The sequence below is a fragment of the Streptomyces sp. E11-3 genome (genome assembly GCF_046540415.1).
Taxonomy (GTDB): Bacteria; Actinomycetota; Actinomycetes; order Streptomycetales; family Streptomycetaceae; genus Streptomyces.
Window position 1 is genome coordinate 689,760 of record NZ_JAZGRL010000002.1, and the last position, 26,733, is coordinate 716,492.

A 26,733-nucleotide genomic window follows, 5' to 3' on the forward strand; every position below is an offset into this window, starting at 1 on the left:
CGCGCGCATGATGCGCGCGGCAGGCCCGTAGTCGTGTTCTCGTGACCGGAACGGTGCCGTCAGGCCTCGTCCCGTCGCAGGGTCGGCTTGAGGTCCTTGAAACGGCCGAGGAGGCCGTTCACGAAGGCCGGGGAGTCGTCCGTGGAGAACTCCTTGGCGAGCTGCACCGCCTCGTCCATCACCACCGCGTCCGGCGTCTCGTCCATCCAGATCAGCTCGAAGGCGCCGAGCCGCAGGATGTTCCGGTCCACCACCGGCATCCGGTCGAGCGTCCACCCCACCGCGTACTGCGAGATCAGCTCGTCGATCCGGGGCGCGTGCCCCGCATAGCCCTCGACCAGCTGCATGGTGTACTCGCTGACCGGCGGCTGCCGGGTGTCGGTCCGCGCGTGCCGCATCCAATCGGCCAGCACCGTGACGACGTCGGTACCGCGCTGGTCGGCTTCGAAGAGGATCTGGAAGGCGCGCTTACGGGCCGTGTTACGAGCAGCCACGGTTAGCTGTTCACCCGGCCGAGGTAGTCGCTGGTGCGGGTGTCGACCTTGATCTTCTCACCGGTGGTGATGAAGAGCGGGACCTGGATCTCGTGGCCGGTCTCCAGCGTGGCGGGCTTGGTGCCGCCGGTGGAGCGGTCGCCCTGGACGCCCGGCTCGGTCTCCTGGATGACGAGCTCGACGGCGGCGGGCATCTCGACGTAGAGGACCTCGCCCTCGTGCTGCGCGACCGTGGCCGTGAAGCCCTCGATCAGGAAGTTGGCGGCGTCACCGACGGCCTTGCGGTCGACATGCAGCTGGTCGTACGTCTGCATGTCCATGAAGACGAAGTAGTCGCCGTCCATGTACGAGAACTGCATGTCGCGCTTGTCGACAGTGGCCGTCTCGACCTTCACACCGGCGTTGAAGGTCTTGTCGACCACCTTGCCGGAGAGCACGTTCTTAAGCTTGGTGCGCACAAACGCGGGGCCCTTGCCGGGCTTGACGTGCTGGAACTCGACGACGGACCAGAGCTGGCCTCCGTCGAGCTTGAGCACCATGCCGTTCTTGAGGTCGTTCGTGGAAGCCACGGTTGCGGAATCTCCTGGACTGAAGCTGGTGGGACCGAGGGTGCGCACCCCAGCGGGGCTAGAGCGCAAGCAGCTCCTTGGTCGTAATGGTGAGTAGCTCGGGTCCGCCGTCCGCCTCGGGGCGTACGACGAGCGTGTCATCGATCCGGACACCGCCCCGGCCCGGGAGGTGGACCCCCGGTTCGACGGTGACCGGCACACAAGCGTCCAGTTTACCCATGGCCGAGGGGGCCAACTGCGGGTCCTCGTCGATTTCGAGTCCCACACCGTGCCCGATCGCCTCGTCGAGGCCCTCCGTGTGGCCCGCGGAGTCCAGTACCTGACGGGCCGCGCGGTCCACGTCGCGGTAGGCCACGCCCGGCGCCAGCGCCTCGCGGCCCGCCCGCTGAGCGGCGAATACCAGGTCGTACAGCTCGATCTGCCAGTCGGCTGGAGTCGTTCCGATGACGAACGTACGGCCGATCTCGCTGCGGTAGCCGCGGTAGGCGGCGCCGAGGCAGACGGAGAGGAAATCTCCCTCTTCCACCCGTCGATCGGTGGGCCGGTGCCTCCGGCGGCCCGCATGCGGCCCGGTGGCCACCGAAGTGGGGAAGGCGGGTCCGTCGGCGCCGTGGTCGACCAGACGGCGTTCGAGTTCCAGCGCGAGATGCCGTTCGGTGCGGCCGACCAGAATCGACTCCAGCAGCTCGCCGAGTGCCTGGTCACCGATCTCGGAGGCGATCCGCAGACAGGAGATCTCCTCGTCGTCCTTGATCAGCCGCAGCTGCTCGACGGCGCAGCCGAGGTTCTCCAACCGCAGCCGGGGCGCGACGGAACCAAGGGCCCGGTGGCGGGCGACGGTCAGATGGTGTTCCTCGACCGCGAGCGACTCGGCGCCCTGACCGCGGGCGAGGTCGGCGGCCGCGACGGCCGGGTCACCGCCCGGACCCCGCAGCACATGCAGCCGCAGCGCCTCGTCGGGGCGCCCCTCGGCGGCCTCACCCGTGGGCGGATGCTCGCACACCAGGACGTCCTCGCCGGGTGCGAGCAGGAGTACGGCGGACGGCGGCGCCGCGCCCGTGAGATAGCGGACGTTGGCGGGCCGGGAGATCACCGCGGCCGCGCTGCCGCCGGCCGTGTACTGCTCCTTGAGCCGCTCACGGCGGGCCCCGTACACCTCTGCCATAAACCGAGCGTACGAGCGTTGGCGCCGGTCGGCCGGTTCAGCGCGTCCGACCGGGCGGCGGGCACCCGGCTGTGCGGGTCACGCGGTCACGCCGTCACGCCGTCACGCGAGCGGCTACCACTTCGGCGGGCTGGCGATCGAGCGGGCGAGTACGTCGTCCAGGACCTGGGCGGTGGTGGGCACGTCATAGCCGGAGTTGTCGATGATCGGCAGCCCCGAGCCGTACCAACCGGCCATCCTGCCGTGGATGCTGGCGACTTCCTCGTCACTGAGGCGGCGGTTCCCACTGCGCTGGGCGTTGCGTTCCAGGACGATCTCCAGGCCCGGCAGCAGGACCACGGGCAGCAGTCCGGGGCCCACATGGCGCTTCCACCCGCCGAGGCCGACGACCGGGCGGTCCGGGAAGACGGCGTCGTCCAGGACGCAGGATATGCCGTTGGCCAGGAAGTTCCGGGCGGCGAAGCCGCAGGTGCGGCGGGCCAGGCGGTACTGGGCCTCGGAGTGGTCGTTCCACCCGGACTGCGGGTCGGCGAAGCCCGAGCGCACCCATTCGCGTACGTCGTCGAGGCTGATGTGCGCGGTAGGCACCCGCCGGTGCTCCGCCCAGTACTTGGCCACGGACGTCTTGCCCGCGCCCGCGGGGCCGATGAGCAGCACCGCGAGGGTGGTCGCCCCGGTGTCGGCCGCGGCGGCGCCCGGCGGTGGGCTGGGCACGGCGACGGGTGCGCCGGGCGGGAGTTGGACGTGCCCGGTGGTGTCCGGGATCGGCGCCACCGGCGCATGCGGCGGAACCTGCCCGGTGAAGCCGGGCGCCCGGGGGTTCTGCGCGGGCGCCGCACCTGGGGGCATCCCCGGCGCACCGGGGTGCGGCGTCGGTCCGGCCTGCGGTACAGGACCCGCGGGAGGCCCTGGAGGGGGCCCGGGAGGCTGCTGGGGTGCGGGCCCGCCAGGGTGCTGACCGGCAGGTCCGTGCCCCGGCTGGTGGGGCGGCAGCGGGTCCCCCACTGCGTGCTGCATCCGGTGCCACTCCGTCTCGTACAGGGCTCGTACAGGCAACTGTCGCTGGTCGCGCGGTTAGCCGGCGTCCAGATCCCTGGCGAACGGTACCGTCCCCGGCCGCCGTTGTGTGAACGGCCGGGGGACGGAAGTAGTGCCCGGAGCGGAAATACTGCCTGGTCAGCCGGAGACTTCACCATAGGCGGCCAGCAGCACCGCCGGGTCGGGGCCTTCGAGCACGGTCGGCTTGCCCAGACCGTCCAGGACGATGAAGCGCAGCAGGTCGCCGCGGGACTTCTTGTCGACCTTCATGGTCTGCAGCAGCTTGGGCCACTGGTCGCCCCGATAGGTCAACGGCAGCCCGACCGACTCCAGGACCGTGCGGTGCCGGTCGGCGGTGGCGTCGTCGAGCCGCCCGGCGAGGCGGGCCAGTTCGGCGGCGAAGGCCATACCGACCGAGACCGCCGCGCCGTGCCGCCACTTGTAGCGCTCGTTCTTCTCGATGGCGTGGGCGAGGGTGTGCCCGTAGTTGAGGATCTCCCGCAGCCCGGACTCCTTGAGGTCGCTGGAGACCACCTCGGCCTTGACCTTGATGGAGCGCTCGATCAGCTCCGCGGTGTGCGGGCCCGCAGGGGTGCGGGCCGCGGCCGGGTCCGCCTCGATCAGGTCGAGGATCACCGGGTCGGCGATAAAGCCCGCCTTGATGATCTCGGCGAGCCCGGAGACGTAGTCGTGGACCGGCAGCGAGTCCAGCGCGGCCAGGTCGCACAGCACCCCGGCGGGCGGGTGGAAGGCACCGACGAGGTTCTTGCCCTCGGCGGTGTTGATGCCGGTCTTGCCGCCGACCGCCGCGTCCACCATGCCAAGGACCGTGGTGGGTACGGCGATCCAGCGCACGCCGCGCAGCCAGGTCGCCGCGACGAACCCGGCCAGGTCGGTCGTGGCGCCGCCGCCGACGCCGACCACGACGTCGGTCCGGGTGAACCCGGACTGGCCGAGCGCCTTCCAGCAGTAGGCGGCGACCTCGGCGGTCTTGGCCTCCTCGGCGTTGGGCACCTGGATGGCGACGGCCTCGTAGCCCTGCCCGGCCAGGTCGGCGCGGAGCGCCTCACCGGTCTCGGCCAGCGCCTCCGGGTGGATCACCGCGACGCGCTTGGTCTGACTGCCGATCAGCCCGCCCAGCTCGCCCAGCAGCTGCCGTCCCACCAGTACGTCGTACGCGTCGCTGCCCGCCGAGGCACCGACGTGGATGCGGGTGGGTGCCTGCTCCGTCATGCTTGTTTCAACTCCAGTGCGTCCAGGACCGCTTGGGCGACCTCTTCGGGGGTGCGGTCGTCGGTGGTGACGACGGCGCGGGCGACCTCGGTGTACAGCTCGCGGCGCGCCTCCATCAGCTCGCGCCACTGACGGCGCGGGTTGACGGCCAGCAGCGGGCGTGCGGCGTTGAGGCCGGTCCGCTTGACGGCCTCGTCGACGCCCATCGCGAGATAGACGACCCGGTGCTCGGCCAGCAGCGCGCGCGTGGACGCGTCCAGGATCGCGCCGCCGCCGAGTGCCAGGACGCCGTCGTGCTCGGCCAGGGCCGTGTGCACCGCCGTACGCTCCAGCTCGCGGAAGTACGGCTCGCCCTCCTCGACGAAGATGTCCGAGATCTCCCGCCCCTGGGCGGCGACGATGTCGGCGTCGCTGTCCCGGAAGGAGGTGTGCAGCTGCTCGGCGAGCAGCGCGCCCACCGTCGACTTGCCGACGCCCATCGGGCCGACCAGGACGACGAGTGGCCCGCTCATCGGATCTGCAGGTTGTCGAGGTAGGACCGCACGTTGCGGCGGGTCTCGGGGACGCTGTCGCCGCCGAACTTCTCCGCGACCGCGTCCGCCAGGACCAGCGCGACCATCGCCTCGGCCACGATCCCGGCCGCGGGCACCGCGCACACGTCGGAGCGCTGGTGGTGCGCCTTGGCGGCCTCGCCAGTGGTGACGTCGATGGTGGCGAGCGCCTTCGGCACGGTCGCGATCGGCTTCATCGCGGCCCGTACCCGCAGCAGTTCGCCGGTGGTCAGCCCACCCTCGGTGCCGCCGGAGCGGCCGGACGTACGCTTCACGCCCTCGTCGGTGGCCACGATCTCGTCGTGCGCCTTGGAGCCGGGCACCCGCGCCAGGTCGAAGCCGTCCCCGACCTCGACGCCCTTGATCGCCTGGATGCCCATCAGGGCCCCGGCGAGCCGGGCGTCCAGGCGCCGGTCCCAGTGCACATGCGAGCCCAGGCCCACCGGCACGCCGTAGGCCAGCACCTCGACCACGCCGCCGAGCGTGTCGCCGTCCTTGTGGGCCTGGTCGATCTCGGCGACCATCGCCTTGGAGGCGTCCGCGTCCAGGCAGCGCACCGGGTCGGCGTCCAGCTTGTCGACATCGGCCGGGGTCGGGTACACGCCGTAAGGCGCCTTCGCCGCCGCCAGCTCCACGACGTGCGAGACGATCTCGATCCCGGCCGTCTCCTTGAGGTACGACCGGGCCACCGCGCCGAGCGCGACGCGCGCCGCGGTCTCGCGCGCGGAAGCGCGCTCCAGGATCGGCCGGGCCTCGTCGAAGCCGTACTTCTGCATGCCCGCCAGGTCCGCGTGCCCTGGCCGCGGCCGGGTCAGCGGCGCGTTCCGGGCGAGCTCGGCCAGCTCGGCCGGGTCGACCGGGTCCGCGGCCATGACCTTCTCCCACTTGGGCCACTCGGTGTTGCCCACCATGACCGCCACCGGCGAGCCCATGGACAGACCGTGTCGTACCCCGCCGAGGAAGGTGACCTCGTCCCGCTCGAACTTCATCCGCGCACCGCGGCCATAGCCCAGACGCCGCCTGGCCAACGCGTCCGCCACCATCTCCGTGGTGATCGGCACGCCGGCGGGCAGCCCCTCCAGCGTCGCCACGAGTGCGGGCCCGTGGGACTCCCCCGCGGTCAGCCAACGCAACCTGCTCAACGGTGCTCCTCCTGCTCGCGCCTGCCACTGCGACGGCGCGACCAGGTGCGCGGCCCTGGCCCGCCTGCCTAGATCCTCCCACGCCCGAGGGGCCTACCCCGGCAGAGGTCCAGCAGGCGGGACGACGAGTTCAGTCGCCGTGGCGCTGGTCGTAATGACCTGTGACATCGCACTCGCGAGGCTGCTGGGCAGTACGGGCCGAGGTAGTCGACACCTCTGGCCTGGCTACCCGGGACCGCAGTCACGGGCTGCGGGTCGCGCGGCTCTGGGCGAACTTCTTCCGCACCGAGGGTGCCCAGCCGAGGACGATCAACCGGATGGTCAGGCACAAGATCGGGATCTGCAGCTATTCGGGGCGAAACGAGGTGATGGAACCTCTCCATGATCATGGACGCGAGTCCGCGCAACTGTGTCCGGCGTGCCAGCGGTGATGTCCACACTCAGGCCCGGAACGGCGGGTGAGTACCAGATTGAGTTCACCGGCGGGATCGCTGACGGCCTGGACGCTCCCTCCGTGTCAGCGTGCCCTACCGGAGTAGCCAGCCCGGCCGTCCGCGACCGTGTCGCACTCGGCGATCGCGCCGTCGACAGGCACGTGTCCGGGCTTGGCCCGGCGCAGGGCACAGTCTAGTAATCCAGTCGGACTGCATCATTCCCGCTGGTCAGAGGCGTTCTTTCGAGCCTAGGGGGAATGACGAAGTCCCACTGGAGTACTACGACGTACGAGATGCCCTACAGGCACAGCCGGTCCGGCACCAGCGTTGGTCCCGGTGAACGTTCCGGCCACGGTGGCAACAACAGTTTGACCAGCACCCACAAGCCCTCGCCCGCGATCCACGGCCGAATCGTCACACCGACCATACCCGGCCAGGACACCTCGCAGGATCCCGCTAAGAGCCCATGCCCCCTCGCCACAGGAAGAACATCCAGCAGGGTGAAAATGTTGACAAATCACCCATCCGAGAATATTCAATAGCAAAACGTAAGCAACTTCCGCAAGTCACCAAATTAGTTCAGCGACCGTACATCGTCAACCGAAAGCGTGTACGATACCTACTGATTCGTAATAAGCATTCGAAAGGACCAATTCGATGCGCATTTCACGTCGCATGGGGGCATGGCTAGCAGCAACGGGGCTGATGGCTACAGGCGCACTGGCTGCTGGGGCAGGCACTGCAGCGGCAGCCCCCAAGTTCACGTTCAAGGTGATTGACGACGGCAAGAGCTTCGGCATTGCCGTGTACAACAACGGGCGCATCGCAGGCTCAGCCTACTGGCAGGCCGATCCAATAGGATCGGCCCCCGGGGACACGTTGTACGCCACCGACAACCTTTCCGATGGATACGGGATTACCGGCGAGGTTTGGACGCCGTATCTCTCTTCAACAAACTATCGCAAGGTTTCGACGTGGGGACACAAGGCACCGTACAAGACGCCGAACAACACTAAGAACCTCCGCGAGGGAACCAGCATCATGCTCCAGGTGTGTATCGGAAAGGGCAGCAAATGGGGGGACTGCGGTTCTTGGGGCGGTTACGCATAGAGCCTTTTCTGCGCCTTAACAGCGCCACGCCCCGGCGGGCAAGCATCATTCGCTCGTGAGCGTTCCACTGACGGCCTGTTCGGCCGCGCTGGCTGCGGCCCGCACGTTCACCGCGATCGACCGGTGGGCCAAGAACGCCCCGCAAGGGGTTCTTGGCCCACTCGACGCCTTCACCGTCGACCTGTTCGCCCTCAGCATCGCACCGCGAAAACGACTGCCCCGTCCCGGCCGGACGGGACGGACACCCTAGCCATGTATGGCAAGAGCACCCACGGCTCGCCCGCTGGTCGCGATGCCCGTCACCCAACTGCCAGCGCTGGACACGACCGGCGAAATCACCTGATTCGCCGCCTTGCTAGACTTCTATGACCATAACGGTCACCTCTGACGTACTGAGCACCCCGCGCCCCACCCGCCCCCTCACCGAGGACAAGAAGGCGTACTCCGCCTTCACCGTGAAGAAGGATCAGAACCTGTACAGCGTCGGGCCATAGCACCGTTAGCCGCAGCACGCATCGCCCGCAGCGGCGCAGGGGCACAGCCGGTCATCTGCTCGACCTGGAGTACGGCCTGGTGGACCAGCAGGTCGAGGCCACTTACCACGGCGCCGCCGAACATCGACCAGCGCGCGGCGAGTTCGGTGGGCCACGGGTCGTAAAGCACGTCGAAGAGAGTTCCAGGACGCTCGGGCACGGCGGGGGCGAGGCTGTCCGTCGTGCCCGCGGGGGTGGTCGCGATCACGAGCGGCGCGTGAAACGCCTCGGCGGCTTCGGCCCAGGTGGCGGTGCGCACCTCCACGTCCAGCCGCTTGCCCCACTGCCGCATCTCGGCGGCGCGGGCCTCGCTGCGTAGATACGTGACGATCTCACCCGCACAGATCCGCGACAGGGCGGCGAGCGCGGATGACGCGGTCGCGCCCGCGCCGAGGATCGCGGCTGATTCAACCTGGGTGATGCCGCGCTCGCGCAGCGCGGCGATCATGCCCGGGATATCGGTGTTGTCACCGACCCGCCTCCCGTCGTCGGTGCAGACCACCGTGTTCACGGCCTCCACGGAGGCAGCCGTCTCGCTGACCTCGTCGAGGAGCGGGATCACGGCGCGCTTGAGCGGCATGGTCAGCGAGAGACCCGCCCACTCGGGGCCGAGGCCGCTCAGGAAGCCGGGCAGCGCCGCCTCGTCAACCTCGAAGCGGTCGTACGACCAGCCCTCCAGGCCCAGCTCCGCGTACGCGGCGCGGTGCAGGGCCGGGGACAGCGAGTGGGCGATGGGCGAGCCGAGTACCGCGGCCCTTCGCTTGGCACCGGCGCTCACTCGCTCTTCTCCAGCTCTTCGAGGTAGCGCTTACGGTTGCGCTCGTGCTCGGCATTCGTCTCGGCGAAGAGCGTCTCGTCCTCATTGATGGACACGAAGTAGTACCAGTCACCCTTTGCTGGGCTGAGCGACGCGTCGATCGCTTCCTTGCCCGGGTTCCCAATCGGGCCGGGCGGTAGGCCCTTGATCTTGTATGTGTTGTACGGATCGTCAATCTTGCGCAGATCGCTGACCGATCCCGTGCCCAGCTTCGACTCGCCCTTCAGATAGTTGACCGTCGAGTCGAAGTCGAGCAGACCGTAAGTCTCGGTATTATCCGGCTTCAGCCTGTTGTAGACCACGGTCGCGACCTTCTCGAAGTCGTGTTTGTACTTGCCTTCGGCCTGGACGAGGCTCGCCACCGTGAGGACCTGAAGCGGATCCTTCAAATTCAGGCCGTCCGCCTTTGCCTTCAGGCCGAACTTCTCGTACTCCTGATCGGCTGTAGCGACCATTTTCTTTAGGACATCTCCGATGTCCATTCCCTTGGCGACCGGGTAGCTCGAGGGATAGAGGAAACCTTCGAGCGGGTCCTTGATGTCGCTGCCGCTGTTCGCCCAGTCAGGAAGGCCCAGGTCCTTCCAGTTCTCCTTGGCGTATTTCGCCGTGGTGCCCTCGGGCTGCTCAAGGCGCTTGTCGATCTGCTCGTAGACCCAGACGTTCCGCCTGCCCTCGGCGATGATGAGGTTATTGCGGCTCTTGTCATCAAGCATCAGCTCGACGGCGCTCTTGGCCGACATCTCCTTCTTGAGCGTGTAGACGCCCGCCTGGATGGAAAGACCCTTGGAGTTCTTGCCCTGTGCCGAGACGAACGCGTCGACGCTCTTGACGACGCCCGCCTGCTTGAGGATGTTGCCGATCTGGTTGCCGCCCGCGCCCTTGGGGATCTCAACAATGACCTCGTCGCCGGTGCCGTCGCCCGCGTAGTCCTCAGTCGGGCCGAACCGGTCCTGGTAGAACTGGGTGCCGAAGTAGATCACTCCGCCGAGGCCGCCCAGCAGGACCACGGCTACCACCAGGCAGGCCAGTCCGCTGCGGCGCTTTCGGCCTTTACCGCGACGGTCACCGCGACCGCGTCGCGACTCGCGGGAGTCGTCGTAGTCATCGTCGTACGCGTCGTCGTCCCCGCCGCCCGCGAAGAACGCGTGCTCGCCCTGGTCGGGGCCCGGGTCCCAGTCGGGGTTCTGCGGGGGCTCCTCGCGGCGCCGGTCCGGCGGCCGGGGCGGGGGGTAGGCCTCGGGCGTGCCGTAGTAGTCGGGCTGCTGTTCGCCGCTGTAGCCGGACTGCTGGTCCGCGTACGGGTCGGGGTTCGTACCGTACGCCGGGCCCTGGCCGGTGTCCCAGCCTCCGGTGTGGTCGTACTGGGGATATCCGCCGCTCTGGTGCTGCTGACCGCCGTAATCCTGTTGGCCGTATCCCTGAGCGTCGTATTCCTGCTGGCCGCCGTATCCCTGACCGCCATAGCTGTGCTGATCGTCGTAGTGGACCTGCTGCGGCTGCTGCGGGTAGTGCTGATGCTGGCCGCCGTACGGACTCTGGCTGGCGGCGGCCTGCCGTCCTCCCCATCCTTGGTCCCCGTACAACGGGTCCTCGGGATGCCACGGTTCGGAGCCATGGCCCCGGCCATACTCAGTCATCGATCCCCTACGAGCCGCGAGGCGATGGCCGTTGAGCACTCGTGCCCCGCGTCCCTGTCACCTCTTCCGCTGTGCGATGGCTGTTCGAACACCACCGCATCGCGCGGAACGTTACCGTATCGCGATCAGTTGACATTCATTTCTCCATGGAGAAACGTCCAGCAGTCGCCTGCTTGGCTTCCTGCTTCGCAGCCGATCGCCCCGTCCGGGAAGGCTCCCGTTGAGGTCTTACACCAGCTCCACAGGCTACAACCGCCTGCCCGGCGGCCAGAAGGTTCTTCGCACCGTTCTCGTCTCGATCATGGACTGAGCCACATGCGGGGCAGGTCCAGTGCCGGACGTCGAGCGGCAGCTTCGCGAGCAGGTGCCCGCAGGTCGAACAGGTCTTGCTCGATGGGTACCACTGGTCCACGACCACGAGCTGGCGGCCGTACCAATGGCACTTGTACTCCAGCATCAAGCGCAAGGACGTCCATGCTGCGTCTGAGATCGCACGCGCCAGCGAGCGGTTCTTCAGCATGCCGCGAACGTTCAGATCCTCGATCACGATCGTTTGGTTCTCACGAGCGAGTCGAGTCGTCAGCTTGTGCAGGTGATCCCTTCGACGGTCGGCGATCCCAACGAAGATCCGCGCGACCCTGCGCCGGGCCTTCTCTTGATTCTTTGAACCCTTCTCCTTGCGCGCCAGCTCGCGCTGCGCACGAGCGAGCCGTTCTCGATCACGTCGCTCATGCTTCGGATTGACGACCTTCTCACCAGTGGACAGCGTCAGCAGCGACGTCAGTCCCGCATCCAACCCGACAGCGTCGTTCACGGCTCTGGCCAGCGGCTGGACTGCTGGGTCCTCGACGAGCAGTGAGACAAACCAGCGGCCCGCCGCGTCGCGGGAGATTGTCACCGTCGACGGTTCCGCGCCGTCCGGCAGCGGCCGGGACCACACGACGTCGAGCGGCTCATCCATCATCGCGAGCGTCAGCTTGCCATCACGCCAGCGGAAGCCCGAGCGCGTGTACTCAGCCGAAGCACGCGACCTCTTACGCGACTTGAACCGAGGATACTTCGCCCGGCCTTCCCAGAAGTTGACGAAGGCTCCCTGCAGGTGTCGCAGCGTCTGCTGCAGAGGAACCGACGAAACCTCCCTGAGGAACGCGTACTCGTCGGTCTTCTTCCACTCGGTCAGCAGCGCCGACGTCTGGACATAGCTGACGCGCTCCTGACGCTGGTACCAAGCCTCCGTACGGGCCTGAAGAGCCAGGTTGTAGACCTTGCGTACGCATCCGAACGTCTGCGACAGCACCGCTGCCTGCGCGTTGGTTGGATAGAAGCGGTACTTGAACGCCCGCCGCACGTGCCCTGCCCTCACATCTCACATGCTAGGGCCGACGCATGTGAGATGTGAGTGGAACTGTAAATCACGCGACCACTTCGACGCCCTCGCCCGGGGCTTTGCCTGACGCCCGTTCGGACTCCAGCGCGTTCTGCAGGATGATCACCGCTGCGGCCTGGTCGATGACCGAACGGCCCTTCTTCGACTTCACGCCCGAGGCGCGCAGTCCCTGGCTTGCTGTCACGGTCGTCATCCGTTCGTCCACCAGACGTACGGGTACGGGCGCGACGCCACGGGCCAGCTCCTGGGCGAAGGCCCGGACCTTGACCGCGGCCGGGCCCTCGCCCCCGCTGAGGGAGCGGGGCAGGCCGACCACGATCTCGATGGGTTCGTACTCGTCGGCGATCTGCTTCAGCCGCCGGTGGGCGGCCGGGACATCGCGTCCCGGCACGGTCTCCACCGGGGTGGCGAGGACCCCGTCGGGGTCGCACGAGGCGACCCCGATCCGGGCGTCCCCGACGTCGATCGCGAGTCGGCGTCCGCGGCGCACCGCGTCAGGCCGTCTCGGCGACGAGGCGCTCGACCGCGGCCACGGCGTCGCCGATGGCCTCCGGGTTCTGGCCGCCGCCCTGGGCGACGTCCGGCTTGCCGCCACCGCCGCCGCCGAGCGTCTTGGCGGCCGTACGCACCAGGTCACCGGCCTTGAGGCCGCGCTCACGGGCGGCTTCGTTGGTGGCGATGACGGTGAGCGGGCGGCCGTTGGCCGTGGTGAAGAGAGCCACCACCGCCGGGCGGTCGCCCGGGATGCGGCCGCGGACGTCGAGGACCAGCTTGCGCAGGTCGTCGGCGCCGGTGCCGTCCGGCACCTGGCCGGTGGCCAGGGCCACGCCGTGCACGTCCTTGGCTCCGGCGGCGAGACCGGCGGCGGCCTGCAGGACCTTCTCCGCGCGGAACTTCTCGATCTCCTTCTCGGCGTCCTTCAGCTTGCCGAGCATGGTGGAGATCTTCTCCGGCAGTTCCTCCGGGCGGCCCTTGACCAGCTCCTGGAGCTGGGCGACGACCGTGTGCTCCTTGGCGAGGAAGTTGTAGGCGTCCACGCCGACCAGGGCCTCGATGCGGCGTACGCCGGAGCCGATGGACGACTCGCCGAGCAGCTTCACCAGGCCCAGCTGGGCGGTGTTGTGGACGTGGGTGCCGCCGCACAGCTCCTTGGAGAAGTCTCCGATGGTCACCACGCGCACCCGCTCGCCGTACTTCTCGCCGAACTCGGCGATGGCGCCCTGCTTCTTGGCCTCGTCGATCGACATGACCTCGGCCTGGACGTCGAGTTCGCGGGCCAGGACCTCGTTGATCTTCTGCTCGACGTCGGTCATGACGGCGCCGGGTACGGCGTTCGGCGAGCCGAAGTCGAAGCGGAAGCGGCCGGGCTGGTTCTCCGAACCGGCCTGGGCGGCGGTCGGGCCCAGGGCGTCGCGCAGCGCCTGGTGGGTGAGGTGCGTTGCACTGTGGGCGCGGGCGATGGCGCGGCGGCGTACCTGGTCGATGGCGGCGTGGCCGTGGGCGCCGACGGTGACCTCGCCGACCTGGACGACGCCCTTGTGGACGTACACGCCGGGGACCGGCTTCTGGCAGTCGCGGACCTCGACGACGGCGCCGGAGTCCAGCCTGATGCGTCCGGTGTCGCCGATCTGGCCGCCGCCCTCGGCGTAGAACGGGGTGCGGTCGAGGACGATCTCGACCTCGTCGCCCTCGGTGGCGGCCGGTGAGGGCACGCCGTTGACGAGGATGCCGACGACGGTGGACTCGCCCTCGGTGCTGGCGTAGCCGATGAAGTCGGTGGCTCCGGCGCTGTCGGCGATCTCGCGGTAGCCGGACATGTCGGCGTGGCCGGTCTTCTTGGCCTGGGCGTCGGCCTTGGCGCGGTCGCGCTGTTCCTTCATCAGGCGGCGGAAGCCGTCCTCGTCCACCGACAGGCCCTGTTCGGCGGCCATTTCGAGGGTGAGGTCGATCGGGAAGCCCCAGGTGTCGTGGAGCAGGAACGCCTTGTCGCCGCCCAGGACCGTGCCGCCGGCGGCCTTGGTCTCGGTGACGGCGGTGTCCAGGATGTTGGTTCCACCCTTCACAGCCTTGAGGAAGGCGGCCTCTTCGGCGAGGGCGACGGCCTCGATGCGGCTCCGGTCGGTGACGAGCTCGGGGTACTGCTGGCCCATCTTCTCGATCACGACGTCGATCAGGTCCTTGACCACCGGACCGGTGGCGCCGAGCAGGCGCATGTTGCGGATGGCGCGGCGCATGATGCGGCGGAGCACATAGCCGCGGCCCTCGTTGCCGGGCGTGACGCCGTCACCGATGAGCATCACGGAGGTGCGCATGTGGTCGGCGACGACGCGCATCGAGACGTCACTGGCCTGGGCGGCGCCGTAGCGGACGCCGGTCAGTTCGGTGGCCTTGTCCATGACGACCTGCAGGGTGTCGGTCTCGTACATGTTCTGTACGCCCTGCAGGATCATGGCGAGTCGTTCGAGGCCGAGACCGGTGTCGATGTTCTTCGACGGCAGGTCGCCGAGGATCTCGAAGTCCTCCTTGCTGGTGCCCTCGCCGCGCTCGTACTGCATGAAGACCAGGTTCCAGATCTCCACGTACCGCTCGTCGTTGACGGCCGGGCCGCCCTCGACGCCGAACTCGGGGCCGCGGTCGTAGTTGATCTCGGAGCAGGGGCCGCAGGGTCCCGGTACGCCCATGGACCAGAAGTTGTCCTTCTTGCCCAGGCGCTGGATGCGCTCGGCCGGGACGCCGATCTTCTCGCGCCAGATCTGCTCGGCCTCGTCGTCGTCCAGGTAGACGGTGATCCACAGGCGCTCGGGGTCGAGGCCGTAACCACCCTTGTCCTGGGGCGAGGTGAGCAGCTCCCAGGCGTAGGAGATGGCGCCTTCCTTGAAGTAGTCGCCGAAGGAGAAGTTGCCGCACATCTGGAAGAAGGTGCCGTGCCGGGTGGTCTTGCCGACCTCTTCGATGTCCGGGGTGCGGACGCACTTCTGGACGCTGGTGGCGCGCGGGGCGGGCGGCTTGGTCTCGCCGAGGAAGTACGGCTTGAAGGGGACCATGCCCGCGTTGACCAGGAGCAGAGTCGGGTCGTCCGCGATGAGCGACGCCGAGGGGACGGGGGTGTGCCCGCGCTCCTCGAAGAAGCTCAGCCAGCGGCGGCGGATTTCAGCCGACTCCATCAGTGGTCCTCATTCCGGTTGTACGAGTACTTCGTGTGGTGGTGGGTGGGGCGGGTGGCGCCGAGCGCGTTCTTGAGGGGGTTGTCCAGTGCCGCGAAGCGTCGCTGCGGCGGGAGTTCGAGGACGTCCGGGCTGTTGAGGCCCAACGCGTCGTTGAGTTCTTCCTCGCGCTGGCCCATGCCGTCGCGGACGTCGAGGGCGAAGTCCTTGAGCCGGTGCCCCGCGTCGATCGCCTTGTTCGCGGCCTGGGCCGCGAGGCTCTCCGGGGTCAGCTGCTTGAGCTTGCGGTTGACCTTGGTGGTGGCCCACACACCGGCGGCAGCGCCCGCGGTGAACCAGAACGTACGGCGGAACATCGCAGCTCAGTCCTTCTTCCGCTTCCCCCGGCGCGCGGAGGGCACGGCCCGGCCCACGATCACCGTACGACGCGACGGCTTCGACGGCACGCTGTCGGTGTTGCGGCTGATGGCACGGCGTACGCCGTAGCCGAACGCCGCGACCTTGACCAGCGGGCCGCCGAAGGTGGACGCGACGGTGGTGGACAGCGCCGAGGCGTTGGAGGTGACCTCCTGGACGTCCGTCGCGATCGCGTCGACCCGGTCGAGCTGGGTCTGTGCCGAGCGGACGGTCGCGGACGCGTCGGCGAGCAGCGGGACGGCCTGTTCGGTCACGTCCGCCACCAGTTTGGTGGCCGCCTTCAGCGTCTGGGCCAGTCTCACCAGTGCCACGGCGAGGAACGAGACCAGGATCGCCCAGAAGACGGCTACGAGAATCCCGGCCACCTCTCCACCGGTCACGCCGCACCGCTCTCTGCTTGTTCGGGGCTTCTGACAATTCGTCCCCCGACCCTATCGCGCCGGGCCTGGGACTCCGTACCGCATTATGGCCCCACGCGCCGCATCCACCCGATGCGATTGTACGGAGTGCTTACGCCTGAGTACGCTCCGTTCGTCATGCGACGCACTTCGCGCTCAGGCAGTACTCCCCCGCCCGGCAACCTCCCCGAGGAGCTCGACTCCTTCGTGGGCCGCGGCGCCGAACTCGCTGAACTGGACGGCCTGCTGGCCGGGTCCCGGCTGGTGACCGTGGTGGGGGTCGGCGGGGTGGGCAAGTCCCGGCTCGCACTGCGGGCCGCGGCGGCCGCGCGGGCACGGTATCCGGACGGGGTCTGGCTGGCCGAGCTGTCGGCGGTGCGGGACCCGGAGTTCGTGGAGTACGCGCTGGTCGAGGTGCTGGGATTCACGGATCACACCGGCCGGTCGCCGCGCCAGGTGTTGTTGGACCAGCTCGCGCGGCGGCGGCTGCTGCTCGTGCTGGACGGGTTCGAGCATCTGGTCGACGCCTGTGCCCCGGTGGTGCGTGAGCTGCTGCGCCGCTGTCCCGGTCTGCGGGTGCTCGCGGCCGGGCGCAGGCCGCTGTCCGTCGAGGGTGAGCGGGTCCGTCCGCTCGCTCCGCTTGCTGAGTCCGACGCGGCCGCGCTGTTCGAGGAGCGCGCCGCGGCGGGGCTGTCCGGCTACCTGCCTCAGGGCGATCCCCCGGCTGAGGTGCTGGAGGTGTGCCGGCGGCTGGACGGGATTCCGCTGGCCGTCGAGCTGGCCGTGGGGCGGCTTGGCGCCCTGTCGCCCGCGCAGCTGCTGGCCCGTGTCGACGACCGCTTCCGGCTCCTGTCGGGCGGCGGGCGCGGTGCGTTGGCGCGGCATCGGACGCTGCGTACGGCCATCGGCTGGAGCCATGAGCTGTGCACGCCCGAGGAGCGGCTGCTGTGGGCCCGGCTGTCGGTGTTCTGCGGGCCGTTCGATCTGGAGGCGGCGGAATACGTCTGCGTCGGGGACGGGCTCGAGGCCGACGTGGTCCTCGACGTACTCGGCGAACTGATCGCGCAGTCGCTGGTGATCCGCGAGGAGGCAGCGTCCGGTGTGCGCTACCGGATGCTGGACACGGTCCGGGCGTACGGCGCCGAGTGGCTGGCGGCGATGGACGACACCGCGCGGCTGCGGCGGCGCCACCGGGACTGGTACATGGGCCTGGCCACCTGGTGCGAACTCGACTGGTTCTCGCCGCGGCAGGCCGAGGTGGCCGCGCGGATCGACGCCGAGCTGCCCCAGCTGCGGACGGCCCTGGAGTACTGCCTCACCGAGCCGGACGAGGCACGTCTGGGCCAGTATCTGGCGGGCACGCTGTGGTTCTACTGGGCCGGCTGCGGCCGTCTGTCGGAGGGGCGGCACTGGCTGGACCGGTGTGTGGAACTGGACGGTGAGTTCGACCGGGCGCGGCTGAAGGCACTGTGGGTGCTCGGCTATGTGGCGACGCTGCAGGGCGACACGGTGGGTGCGCTCGCGGCGCTGCACGAGTGCCGGGACGGGGCGGAGCACTCGGGCTACCCGCTGGCGACCGCGTACGCCGTGCACCGCATGGGGTGTCTGGCTCTGGTCTCGGACGACATGGGGCGGGCCGAGGAGCTGTTGCGGGCGGCCCTTGAGCAGTACCGGGAGCTGGGTGAGCTCAACAGCAACGTCCTGATGGGGCAGGTGGAGCTGGCCATGTCGCTGGTCTTCCAGGGCGAGCTGGCGGCGGCGCTCGAACTGTGCGAAGACGTCCGCCGGATCTGCGAGGACCACGGCGAGCGCTGGACCCGCGCCTATGCCCTGTATGTACTGGCGTATGCGGCGTGGACCCGGGGCGAGCACGGCGAGGCCCGGGAGTTGCTGCGCGAGTGCGTCCGGGTCAACCACCTCTTCCACGACCTGGTGGGGCTGGTCCTGGCGATCGAGCTGCTGGCGCTGGTGACGGCGAGCGAGGGCGACCCGGCGGAGGCCGCGGTTCTGCAGGGGGCGGCGGAGCCGGTATGGGACGCGGTGGGGTTGCCGCTGTTCGGCTCCGGGTACTTCAGCTCACCGCGCGCGCTGTGTCAGCAGCAGGCGGGGGAATCGCTCGGCCGGCGGGCGTACGAGAGATCCGTACAGGAGGGCCGCGGGCTGTTGTTGGACGCCGCGGTGCAGCGGGCACTGAGCGAGGACGGCCCGCAGGGGCCCCGCCCGGCGAACCCGCGCGGCTCCACACCAAAGAGCACGCCGGAAACGCCGAAGCCCGCCGGCTCCCCCACCGGGAACGGCGGGGAAGCGGCGGGCTGAACCTCTCGGCGACCGGGCTCCGGGGGGCGCCCCGGAGCCTCGGTCAGTACTGCGCCTGGATCAGCGGGCGTAGTACTCGACGACCAGCTGCTCGTCGCAGATGACCGGGATTTCCTTGCGGTTCGGGTCGCGGTCCAGGCGGAAGGCCAGGGCCTTCAGGTTCACCTGGAGGTAGCGCGGGGTCTCGCCGTCGGTGTCGTAGCCACCCTCGCGCGCGACCTGGAAGGGGTGCTTCTCGCGGCTGCGCTCGCGGACGGTGATGACGTCGTCGGGACGGACGCGGAAGGACGGCTTGTCGACCTTCTTGCCGTTGACCTCGATGTGGCCGTGCACGACCATCTGACGGGCCTGGTAGATGGTGCGGGCGATGCCCGAACGCAGGACCAGGGCGTCGAGGCGGCGCTCGAGCTCGACGATCAGGGCCTCACCGGTCTTGCCCTGGACCTTGCTGGCACGCTCGTAGGCGCGGACCAGCTGCTTCTCGGAGATGTCGTACTGAGCGCGCAGGCGCTGCTTCTCCAGCAGACGGACCTTGTAGTCCGAGTTCTGCTTGCGACCACGGCCGTGCTCGCCCGGCGGGTAGGGGCGGGCCTCGAAGTACTTGACGGCCTTCGGCGTCAGCGCGATACCGAGCGCACGGGACTTCTTGACCTTGGGACGCGACTGGTTAGGCACGTTCTCCAGACCTCCGTTGTAGGTTAGGTTAGGCTCACCTTACTTAAGGAGATCGCATGTCTCGCCGTGGGAACACCACACACGTCACGGACAGCACACAGAAAATCGACGCCCAAAAGGTCGATATGACGGAGGTCCGATCAGATCGTGGTCAGCCGCGTCCCAGCCGGCTTGAATTCGCCCGGATGCCGTCAGCAGCCGAACGCACACGAACTCTCGTACAGAGTACATGCTCCGCGGTGCTGCTCGTCCCCGGCCTGGACGGAGCCCGGCCCGACCAGCTGGTTCCGCTCGCCCGCAGCGTGGGCACGGACGGCGAGCTGTTCCTGGTGTTCCCCGCCGACGCGCCGCCTGTGCGGGCCGCGACGCACGCCCAGGACGACGAACTGGCCGCCGTGCTGGAGATCACCGATGTCGCCCCGGTCTCGGTGCCCCACCGTATCCGCGGCCGCGCCTGGGTCTCCGGCTGGCTCACCCACGCGCCAGGACTGGCCGAGCGCGGTCTGATGACCCTGCGCCTGGAGGTCGGTGAGGTGTCGGTCGACGATCTGTGGGGTGCGTCCCGGGTGGAACCGGCCGAGTTCGCGCAGGCGTCGCCCGACCCGCTGGTCGGGTACGAGGTCGAGCTGCTGCAGCATCTGCACGCGGCGCACAGCGAGCAGGTGCAGGAGCTCAGGTCGCTGCTGGGCGAGCGGGCGCGGCCCGCGGACGGAGAGGACGGCGGGGACGGCGGGGACGGGACGCCCGGCGCGGCGGTGCCGGTGGCGCTGGACCGCTTCGGGCTGCGGGTCCGCTTCACCGGTGCCCAGTGCTTCGACGCGCGCTTCGACTTTCCCGAACCGGTGGCCGACGTGGTGGGGCTGCGCCGGGCCATGCACACGCTCTTCGAGGCCGCCGCGCAGTGACCTACTGCCGCCCGTCGGACCGGCCGCTCGGCTAGTCCTGATTGTTCTGCTTGTCCTGCCTATCCTGAGAGCGCGGTTCGCCCTGGAGGCGGTCACGGACCCGGTCGGCGACGTCGGCGTACCGCGCCTCGGCGCCGTACCGCGTGGGCTGGTAGTAGCGCTTGCCGTGCACGGCGTCCGGTGCGTACTGCTGGGCCGCGATACCGCCCGGCACGTCGTGCGGGTACACATATCCCTGCGCATGGCCCAGCTTGGCCGCGCCCTTGTAGTGCCCGTCACGCAGATGCGGCGGTACGGAGCCCGCAAGCCCCGCCCGTACGTCCGCGAGTGCGGCGCCGATCGCCGTCGTCGCGGAGTTGGACTTGGGGGCCAGGGCCAGCGCGATGGTGGCGTGGCTCAGGGTCAGCGCCGCTTCCGGGAAGCCGATCAGCGCGACGGCCTGGGCGGCGGCGACCGCGGTGGGCAGGGCCGTCGGGTCGGCGAGGCCGATGTCCTCGCTGGCCGAGATCATCAGGCGGCGCGCGATGAACCGGGGGTCCTCGCCCGCGTCGATCATCCGGGCCAGATAGTGCAGTGCCGCGTCCACGTCGGAGCCGCGGATCGACTTGATGAGGGCGCTGGCCACGTCGTAGTGCTGGTCGCCGTCCCGGTCGTAGCGCACCGCCGCGCGGTCGACGGACTCCTCCAGGGTCTTCAGGCTGATCTCCGCATCCCCCTTGGCGAGGGCCGAGCCCGCGCCCGCCTCCAGGGCGGTGAGGGCGCGGCGGGCGTCGCCGCCCGCGATCCGCAGCAGATGGGCCTCGGCGTCGTCGGGCAGGGTGACCGCGCCCCCGAGGCCGCGCTCCTCGGTGAGGGCGCGGCGCAGCAGGCCGCTCAGGTCGTCGTCCGTGAGGGGTTCGAGGGTGAGCAGCAGTGAGCGGGAGAGCAGCGGGGAGATGATCGAGAAGTACGGGTTCTCGGTGGTGGCGGCGATGAGGGTCACCCAGCGGTTCTCGACCGCGGGCAGCAGGGAGTCCTGCTGGGCCTTGCTGAAGCGGTGGATCTCGTCCAGGAAGAGGACGGTCTCCTTGCCGTATCCCCCGGTGGCGCGGCGGGCGCCGTCGATGACGGCCCGTACCTCCTTGACGCCCGCGGTGATGGCGGAGAGCTCGACGAAGCGCTTGTTGGTGGCCTTGCTGACCACGTAGGCGAGGGTCGTCTTGCCGATGCCCGGCGGGCCCCACAGCAGCACCGACGACGGCCCCGCGGGGCCCGGGCCGCTCTCTCCCACCAGCCTGCGCAGCGGTGATCCGGGCTTCAGCAGATGCTGCTGGCCCATGACTTCGTCGAGAGTGCGCGGGCGCATGCGGACGGCCAGCGGACTGCTCGCCGGGTCTTTCTCCTGGCGGTCCTCGGCTGCGGCGGTAAAGAGGTCGGGCTCCACGTTTTGAAGCCTATGCCACGCCACTGACAGCGCCGTCGGTGCCGTTGGTGCTGCTGTGGGGCCGTCGGCCGGTCACCTCGTGCCCTCGGTCGGCCGCCCCGTCAGCTGGTCCAGAAGTCCCACCAGCGGGTCAGGATCAGCATGCCGATGATGCCCGTGTGCAGCACCGGCAGGACCCAGGTGAACTCGTCGAGGAAGCTGCGCAGCCAGCCCGGCGCGGGAAGCAGGCCGTTGCGCACGTTGTGCGCGGTCACGTACCAGAACATGAAGATCGTGGCGACCCAGGCCAGGCAGCACCACAGGCAGAGCGCGTTGATGTTGTAGAGCGACTGGTACATCAGCCAGGTGCAGAAGCCGACGCCGAAGAGCATCCCCGCGTTCAGGGTCAGCCAGTACCAGCGCGGGAAGCGGGCCCCGGCCAGCAGGCTCATCCCGACGGCGATCACGATGCCGTAGGTGACCAGGCCCAGCATCGGGTTGGGGAACCCGAAGGCGGACGCCTGGTCGCTCTCCATGATGTTGCCGCAGGAGACCACGGGGTTGAGGCTGCATCCCGGTGTGAAGTCGGGGTCCTCCAGCAGCTTGAACTTGTCGATGGTGATCACCCAGGCGGCCAGCAGCCCGGCCGCCCCCGTGATCACCAGCAGCAGGGCCAGCGCACGGCTGCCGCCGATCCGCCGCTCGCCGTCCTGCCGCTCGTCGGAGTCCACATCCACCGTTTTCGTCGTCATATCGCCGTTCCATTGGTCCGGTGCTGCGAGGCATGGTCATTCTGCCGCACCCCTGGAGGTACGCGTGAGGGGCCAAGCGGCCTTCCGCTCGGCCCCTCACGCGTACAACGACTCAGACGGGCTGACGACTCAGGCGAGCTTGCGTCGCAGCTCGTCGACGAGCGATGCGACCGCCACCGGCGACTGCTCGCCGGTCTCCATGTCCTTGAGCTGGACGACGCCTTCGGCGAGATCCCGCTCACCGGCGACGACCGTGTAGCGCGCGCCGCTGCGGTTGGCGTTCTTCATGGCGCCCTTGAGGCCCTTGCCGCCGTACGCGAAGTCGGCGGCCACCCCGGCCTTGCGGAGCTCGGTGACCACGCCGAACAGGACCCGGCGCGCCTCCTCGCCGAGCGGCACCGCGAACACGCTGGTGGACGCGGGCAGTTCGAGCTGGATGCCCTCGGCGTGAAGGGCCAGCACCGTACGGTCCACGCCGAGCGCCCAGCCGACGGACGGCAGCGCGGGGCCGCCGATCATCTCGGAGAGCCCGTCGTAGCGGCCGCCGCCGCCCACCGCGGACTGCGAACCAAGACCGTCGTGGACGAACTCGAAGGTGGTGCGCGTGTAGTAGTCGAGTCCGCGGACCAGCTTCGGGTCGTCCTCGTAGGCCACGCCCGCCGCCGTGATCAGCTCGCGCACCTGCTCGTGGTACGCCTTGCACCCGTCGCACAGGTAGTCGCGCAGCAGCGGGGCGCCGACGAGCTGCTTCTGGACCTCGGGGCGCTTGTCGTCGAGCACCCGCAGGGGGTTGATGTCGATCCGGCGCCGGGTCTCCTCGTCCAGGTCCAGGGCGCGCAGGAAGTCCTGCAGCGCGCCGCGGTAGACGGGGCGGCACTCCTTGTCGCCCAGCGAGTTCAGCAGGATGCGGAACTCGCGCAGGCCGAGCGAGCGGTACGCCTGGTCGGCGAGGATGATCAGCTCGGCGTCGAGTGCCGGGTCCTCGGCGCCGATCGCCTCGGCACCGACCTGCGAGAAGTGGCGGTAGCGGCCCTTCTGGGGGCGCTCGTAGCGGTAGTACGAGCCGGAGTACCAGAGCTTGACGGGGAGGTTGCCCGCCTTGTGCAGGTTGGCCTCGAGGGCGGCGCGCAGCACGGATGCCGTGCCCTCGGGGCGCAGGGCCAGCTGGTCGCCGCCCTTGGTCTCGAAGGCGTACATCTCCTTGGAGACGATGTCGGTGGACTCGCCGACTCCGCGCGCGAAGAGCTCGACGTTCTCGAAGCCGGGCGTCTCGATGTAGCCGTAGCCGGAGTTCCTGAGCGGCGCGGCGATCGCCTCACGCACCGCGAGGTAGGCCGCGGAGTCCGGCGGGATCAGGTCGTAGGTGCCCTTGGGGGCCTTGAAGGTGCTCACTGGAGAGTCTCTCGTCACATTCCTCGTCGAGGAGCGGAACCCGGGCTGATGCCCTGGCCGGCCGCCACCTGCCGCAGATACGGGTTGGTGGCGCGCTCCTGGCCGATGGTCGTCTGGGGGCCGTGGCCTGACAGCACCACGGTCGAGTCGTCGAGCGGCAGGCACACGCGGGCCAGCGACTCGAGGATCTCGGCGTGCGAGCCGCCGGGCAGGTCGGTGCGTCCGATGGAGCCGGCGAACAGCAGATCGCCCGAGAAGAACACCGACGGGATGTCGTCGCCGCGTGGTGCCTCGGGCATCTGGAAGGTCACCGACCCCTTGGTATGGCCCGGCGCGTGCGCGACGGAGAAGTCCATACCGGCCAGGCTCAGCTGGGCGCCGTCGGTCAGCTCCCTGACGTCGTCGGGCTCCCCCACGGTCAGCTCGCCCATCAGCGGCATCCCGATGGACCGGCCGAGCGCCTTCTCGGGGTCGCTCATCATGAAGCGGTCGTCGGGGTGGATCCAGGCCGGTACGTCGTGCGCTCCGCACACCGGGACCACCGAGGCGACATGGTCGATGTGCCCATGGGTGAGGATCACGGCGGCGGGCTTGAGCCGATGCTTCCTGAGTGCTTCCTCGACGCCTTCGGCGGCCTGGTGGCCCGGGTCGATGATCACGCACTCTTCACCCGCGGCGGGGGCGACCAGATAACAGTTGGTCCCCCAGGCCCCTGCGGGGAACCCGGCAATCAGCACGATCGTCCTAACATTCTGGTCCCCACGTTTCGGTCCGGTGGGGAGGTCACAGCGGTGCACGGCGGCAGAGGCAGCCTACCGGCGCCGCTCCTCCCACAGCGAACCCGTATACGGTACGGGACAAGCTCAGGCGGACAGTTTCACCAAACGTGACGAGGAGTAGGCCCGGTGGGAAGCAGCGAACAGCGGCGGCGGCAGCTGGCCCGGGAGAAGTACCTGCGTCAGCAGCAGCGGCGGGAGACCGCGCGGCTCAGGGCGCGCCGGCGCAACACGGTCATCGCCGCCGCGCTGGCCATGGTGCTCGCGGCAGGCGCGGCGGCGGCCGCGACCGGCGCCTTCAAGGACGACGAGAGCGACAACAGCAACGCGGCCGCGGACCCGAGCCAGTCGCCGCCCGTGTCGCCGTCGCCCGAGTCTCCGGCGCCCAGCCCCTCTCCCGAGCCCAAGATGGCCATCGACGAGAAGTCCACGTACACGATGGGGCTCAAGACCAATCTGGGTGATATCTCGATCGCGATGGACGCGGCGAAGACCCCCAGCACGGTCAACTCCTTCAAGCACCTCGCGGACAAGAAGTACTTCGACGGGACCAAGTGCCACCGGCTCACCACGGGGGGCATCTTCGTCCTGCAGTGCGGCGACCCGGAGGGCACCGGCGCGGGCGGCCCCGGCTACAACATCCCGGACGAGGACCTGAAGGCGCTCGGCAAGCCGGGCAAGGACGGCGCGGTGACCTACCCGGCCGGTTCGGTCGCGATGGCCAACACGGGCCAGCCGAACTCCGGCGGCAGCCAGTTCTTCCTGGTCTACAAGGACACCAAGCTCCCGCCCCAGTACACCCTGTTCGGCACCCTGGACGACGCCGGTCTGAAGGTCGTCAAGGAGGTCGCCAAGGGCGGTGTCGCCGAAGGCGGTCAGCAGCCCACCGACGGTGCGCCGAAAAAGGGCGTCACCATCGAAAAGGCGACCGTAAAGAAGGATTGATTCGCTCGCGCTGGATGCGGACAGCCGCCCTGCTCGTCGCCTATGTTGGCGTTGTGCAGGGCGCCGTGTGCCGGTGCCCTGAAGAAACTGTGGACGATGCCCCGGGGCCGCGGCCCCGCGCAGGCATCATGGTGGAGGAGGCGCTGTGAGCAGCGACCCGTGGGGCCGCGTCGACGAGGCGGGGACCGTGTACGTGCGTACGGCCGACGGAGGCGAGCGAGTCGTCGGTTCGTGGCAGGCAGGCTCGCCCGACGAGGCACTGGCCTACTTCAAGCGCAAGTACGACGGCCTGGTGGTCGAGATCGGGCTCCTGGAGCGCCGGGTGCGGACGACCGACCTGTCGGCGAAGGACGCCATGACCGCGATCGACCATCTGCGCGAGCAGGTCGTCGACGCCCACGCGGTCGGTGACCTTCAGGCCCTGGGCAAGCGTCTTGACAAGCTCGTGGAGACCGTCGAGGCCCGCCGTGAGGAGCGCAAGGCCCAGAAGGCGAAGCAGACGGACGAGGCCCGGCACGCCAAGGAGGCCCTGGTCACCGAGGCCGAGGAGCTGGCCCAGAGTGAGCAGTGGCGGGCCGCGGGCGAGCGGCTGCGGGCCCTGGTGGACACCTGGAAGGGGCTGCCGCGGCTCGACCGCAAGTCGGACGACGAACTGTGGCACCGCTTCTCGCATGCCAGGTCCGCGTTCTCCAAGCGCCGCAAGGCGCACTTCGCCGCGCTGGACGCCCAGCGCGAGGAGGCCCGTAAGGCCAAGGAGCGGCTGGTCTCGGAGGCCGAGGCGCTGTCGAACTCGACGGACTGGGGCCCGACGGCCGCCAGGTACCGCGAGCTGATGACCGAGTGGAAGGCCGTGGGCCGCGCCCAGCGTGAGCACGAGGACGACCTGTGGAACCGCTTCCGCGGTGCCCAGGACGTCTTCTTCACGGCGCGCAGCGCGGTCTTCGCCGAGCGGGACGCCGAGCAGGCGGAGAACCTGAAGCTCAAGGAGGAGCTGGCCGAGGAGGCCGAGAAGATCCTCCCGGTGACGGATCTGAAGGCGGCCCGCGCCGCGTTCCGTTCCCTCAACGAGCGCTGGGAGGCCATCGGCCACGTACCGCGTGACGCCCGGCCGAAGGTCGAGGGCCGGATGCAGGCCGTGGAGCGGGCTCTGCAGGACTCCGAGGAGACCGAGTGGCGGCGGACGAACCCGGAGGCGCGGGCCCGCGCCGAGGGGCTCACGGGTCAGCTGCAGGCGGCCGTGGACAAGCTGCGCGGCCAGGTGGACGCGGCCCGCGCGGCGGGCAACAACTCCAAGGCCGACAAGCTCCAGCGCGAGCTGGACGGCCGTCAGGCACTGCTTGACCAGGCGCTGAAGGGGCTGCACGAGTTCGGCGGCTAGGCCCCCCTTTGCGCCTAAACCGGCGCCGCTCTCACGGAGGTGGTTGCTCTCCGTGGGGGTTGCTCAATTGACGGCTGATGTGCCAAGCACGGCGGCGGGGGCC

General features: G+C 69.3%; 25 protein-coding genes. 6 read left to right on the top strand and 19 right to left on the bottom strand.

Features of this window, described 5'->3' with window-relative positions; all coding sequences use genetic code 11:
• Window positions 1-59 precede the first annotated feature (59 nt).
• The 7 genes from nusB to aroC form a co-directional block, all read right to left on the bottom strand.
• Window positions 60-494: a transcription antitermination factor NusB gene (nusB, locus tag U9R90_RS21875; RefSeq protein ID WP_411058348.1), complete on the bottom strand. Its 435-nt coding sequence runs from the start codon at window positions 492-494 to the stop codon at window positions 60-62.
• 2 nt (window positions 495-496) lie between these two features.
• Entirely contained in the window at window positions 497-1,063 is a 567-nt protein-coding gene (gene efp / locus U9R90_RS21880; RefSeq protein WP_411058349.1) for an elongation factor P, read from the bottom strand.
• Between the two features lie 58 nt (window positions 1,064-1,121).
• On the bottom strand, window positions 1,122-2,228 hold the full coding sequence (locus U9R90_RS21885; RefSeq protein WP_411058350.1) for an aminopeptidase P family protein: 1,107 nt from the start codon (window positions 2,226-2,228) through the stop codon (window positions 1,122-1,124).
• A 114-nt stretch (window positions 2,229-2,342) separates the two neighbouring features.
• Window positions 2,343-3,245: a Pro-rich N-terminal domain-containing protein gene (locus tag U9R90_RS21890; protein ID WP_411058351.1), complete on the bottom strand. Its 903-nt coding sequence runs from the start codon at window positions 3,243-3,245 to the stop codon at window positions 2,343-2,345.
• Window positions 3,246-3,404: 159 nt separating this feature from the next.
• Window positions 3,405-4,499 carry a 3-dehydroquinate synthase gene (gene aroB / locus U9R90_RS21895; RefSeq protein ID WP_411058352.1) on the bottom strand — a complete coding sequence of 365 codons (1,095 nt, stop codon included), beginning with the start codon at window positions 4,497-4,499 and terminating at the stop codon, window positions 3,405-3,407.
• The gene (locus U9R90_RS21900) at window positions 4,496-5,011 is read right to left on the bottom strand and encodes a shikimate kinase (RefSeq protein ID WP_411058353.1); all 516 of its coding nucleotides are present in this window, start codon (window positions 5,009-5,011) and stop codon (window positions 4,496-4,498) included. The genes aroB and U9R90_RS21900 overlap by 4 nt, the downstream gene beginning before the upstream one ends.
• Complete coding sequence (gene aroC / locus U9R90_RS21905; RefSeq protein ID WP_411058354.1) at window positions 5,008-6,192, bottom strand: chorismate synthase; 1,185 nt, start codon at window positions 6,190-6,192, stop codon at window positions 5,008-5,010. Before aroC ends, U9R90_RS21900 begins: the two co-directional genes overlap by 4 nt.
• 1,091 nt (window positions 6,193-7,283) lie before the next feature.
• Here aroC and U9R90_RS21910 point away from each other — a divergent pair.
• Both U9R90_RS21910 and U9R90_RS21915 read left to right on the top strand, forming a co-directional pair.
• Window positions 7,284-7,736, top strand: coding sequence for a hypothetical protein (locus U9R90_RS21910; RefSeq protein WP_411058355.1), 453 nt, complete (start codon window positions 7,284-7,286; stop codon window positions 7,734-7,736).
• Between the two features lie 55 nt (window positions 7,737-7,791).
• Entirely contained in the window at window positions 7,792-7,986 is a 195-nt protein-coding gene (locus U9R90_RS21915; protein WP_411058356.1) for a hypothetical protein, read from the top strand.
• A gap of 200 nt (window positions 7,987-8,186) precedes the next feature.
• Here the strand turns inward: U9R90_RS21915 and U9R90_RS21920 are convergent, their stop codons facing one another.
• The 7 genes from U9R90_RS21920 to U9R90_RS21950 form a co-directional block, all read right to left on the bottom strand.
• Window positions 8,187-9,047 carry a shikimate dehydrogenase gene (locus U9R90_RS21920; RefSeq protein WP_411058357.1) on the bottom strand — a complete coding sequence of 287 codons (861 nt, stop codon included), beginning with the start codon at window positions 9,045-9,047 and terminating at the stop codon, window positions 8,187-8,189.
• A complete protein-coding gene (gene mltG, locus U9R90_RS21925; protein WP_411058358.1) occupies window positions 9,044-10,723 on the bottom strand; it encodes an endolytic transglycosylase MltG in 1,680 nt (559 codons plus the stop codon). Before mltG ends, U9R90_RS21920 begins: the two co-directional genes overlap by 4 nt.
• 136 nt (window positions 10,724-10,859) lie before the next feature.
• Entirely contained in the window at window positions 10,860-12,086 is a 1,227-nt protein-coding gene (locus tag U9R90_RS21930; RefSeq protein WP_411058359.1) for an RNA-guided endonuclease InsQ/TnpB family protein, read from the bottom strand.
• Window positions 12,087-12,135: 49 nt separating this feature from the next.
• On the bottom strand, window positions 12,136-12,600 hold the full coding sequence (gene ruvX, locus U9R90_RS21935; protein WP_411058360.1) for a Holliday junction resolvase RuvX: 465 nt from the start codon (window positions 12,598-12,600) through the stop codon (window positions 12,136-12,138).
• A 4-nt stretch (window positions 12,601-12,604) separates the two neighbouring features.
• Window positions 12,605-15,274: an alanine--tRNA ligase gene (gene alaS / locus U9R90_RS21940; RefSeq protein WP_411058361.1), complete on the bottom strand. Its 2,670-nt coding sequence runs from the start codon at window positions 15,272-15,274 to the stop codon at window positions 12,605-12,607.
• Window positions 15,274-15,630, bottom strand: a complete 357-nt coding sequence (locus U9R90_RS21945) for a DUF6167 family protein (protein WP_411058362.1) — start codon at window positions 15,628-15,630, stop codon at window positions 15,274-15,276. Before U9R90_RS21945 ends, alaS begins: the two co-directional genes overlap by 1 nt.
• Window positions 15,631-15,636: 6 nt before the next feature.
• The gene (locus tag U9R90_RS21950; RefSeq protein WP_411058363.1) at window positions 15,637-16,071 is read right to left on the bottom strand and encodes a DUF948 domain-containing protein; all 435 of its coding nucleotides are present in this window, start codon (window positions 16,069-16,071) and stop codon (window positions 15,637-15,639) included.
• 156 nt (window positions 16,072-16,227) lie between these two features.
• On the opposite strand from U9R90_RS21950, the gene U9R90_RS21955 reads away from it, so the two are divergent.
• Window positions 16,228-18,405: an ATP-binding protein gene (locus tag U9R90_RS21955; RefSeq protein ID WP_411058364.1), complete on the top strand. Its 2,178-nt coding sequence runs from the start codon at window positions 16,228-16,230 to the stop codon at window positions 18,403-18,405.
• Between the two features lie 60 nt (window positions 18,406-18,465).
• Here U9R90_RS21955 and rpsD read toward each other — a convergent pair whose 3' ends face one another.
• On the bottom strand, window positions 18,466-19,080 hold the full coding sequence (gene rpsD, locus U9R90_RS21960; protein WP_411058365.1) for a 30S ribosomal protein S4: 615 nt from the start codon (window positions 19,078-19,080) through the stop codon (window positions 18,466-18,468).
• A 185-nt stretch (window positions 19,081-19,265) separates the two neighbouring features.
• Here rpsD and U9R90_RS21965 point away from each other — a divergent pair, with 185 nt between their 5' ends.
• Window positions 19,266-19,985: a DUF2470 domain-containing protein gene (locus U9R90_RS21965; RefSeq protein ID WP_411058366.1), complete on the top strand. Its 720-nt coding sequence runs from the start codon at window positions 19,266-19,268 to the stop codon at window positions 19,983-19,985.
• A 31-nt stretch (window positions 19,986-20,016) separates the two neighbouring features.
• On the opposite strand, the gene U9R90_RS21970 is transcribed toward U9R90_RS21965, so the two are convergent.
• The 4 genes from U9R90_RS21970 to U9R90_RS21985 form a co-directional block, all read right to left on the bottom strand.
• A complete protein-coding gene (locus U9R90_RS21970) occupies window positions 20,017-21,408 on the bottom strand; it encodes a replication-associated recombination protein A (protein ID WP_411058367.1) in 1,392 nt (463 codons plus the stop codon).
• Window positions 21,409-21,509: 101 nt separating this feature from the next.
• On the bottom strand, window positions 21,510-22,139 hold the full coding sequence (locus tag U9R90_RS21975; RefSeq protein WP_411058368.1) for a vitamin K epoxide reductase family protein: 630 nt from the start codon (window positions 22,137-22,139) through the stop codon (window positions 21,510-21,512).
• Between the two features lie 129 nt (window positions 22,140-22,268).
• Complete coding sequence (gene hisS, locus U9R90_RS21980; protein WP_411058369.1) at window positions 22,269-23,531, bottom strand: histidine--tRNA ligase; 1,263 nt, start codon at window positions 23,529-23,531, stop codon at window positions 22,269-22,271.
• A 14-nt stretch (window positions 23,532-23,545) separates the two neighbouring features.
• The gene (locus U9R90_RS21985) at window positions 23,546-24,268 is read right to left on the bottom strand and encodes an MBL fold metallo-hydrolase (RefSeq protein WP_411058370.1); all 723 of its coding nucleotides are present in this window, start codon (window positions 24,266-24,268) and stop codon (window positions 23,546-23,548) included.
• Window positions 24,269-24,436: 168 nt separating this feature from the next.
• On the opposite strand from U9R90_RS21985, the gene U9R90_RS21990 reads away from it, so the two are divergent.
• Both U9R90_RS21990 and U9R90_RS21995 read left to right on the top strand, forming a co-directional pair.
• Complete coding sequence (locus tag U9R90_RS21990; protein WP_411058371.1) at window positions 24,437-25,252, top strand: peptidylprolyl isomerase; 816 nt, start codon at window positions 24,437-24,439, stop codon at window positions 25,250-25,252.
• 145 nt (window positions 25,253-25,397) lie between these two features.
• Window positions 25,398-26,630 carry a DUF349 domain-containing protein gene (locus U9R90_RS21995; protein WP_411058372.1) on the top strand — a complete coding sequence of 411 codons (1,233 nt, stop codon included), beginning with the start codon at window positions 25,398-25,400 and terminating at the stop codon, window positions 26,628-26,630.
• Window positions 26,631-26,733 lie beyond the last annotated feature (103 nt).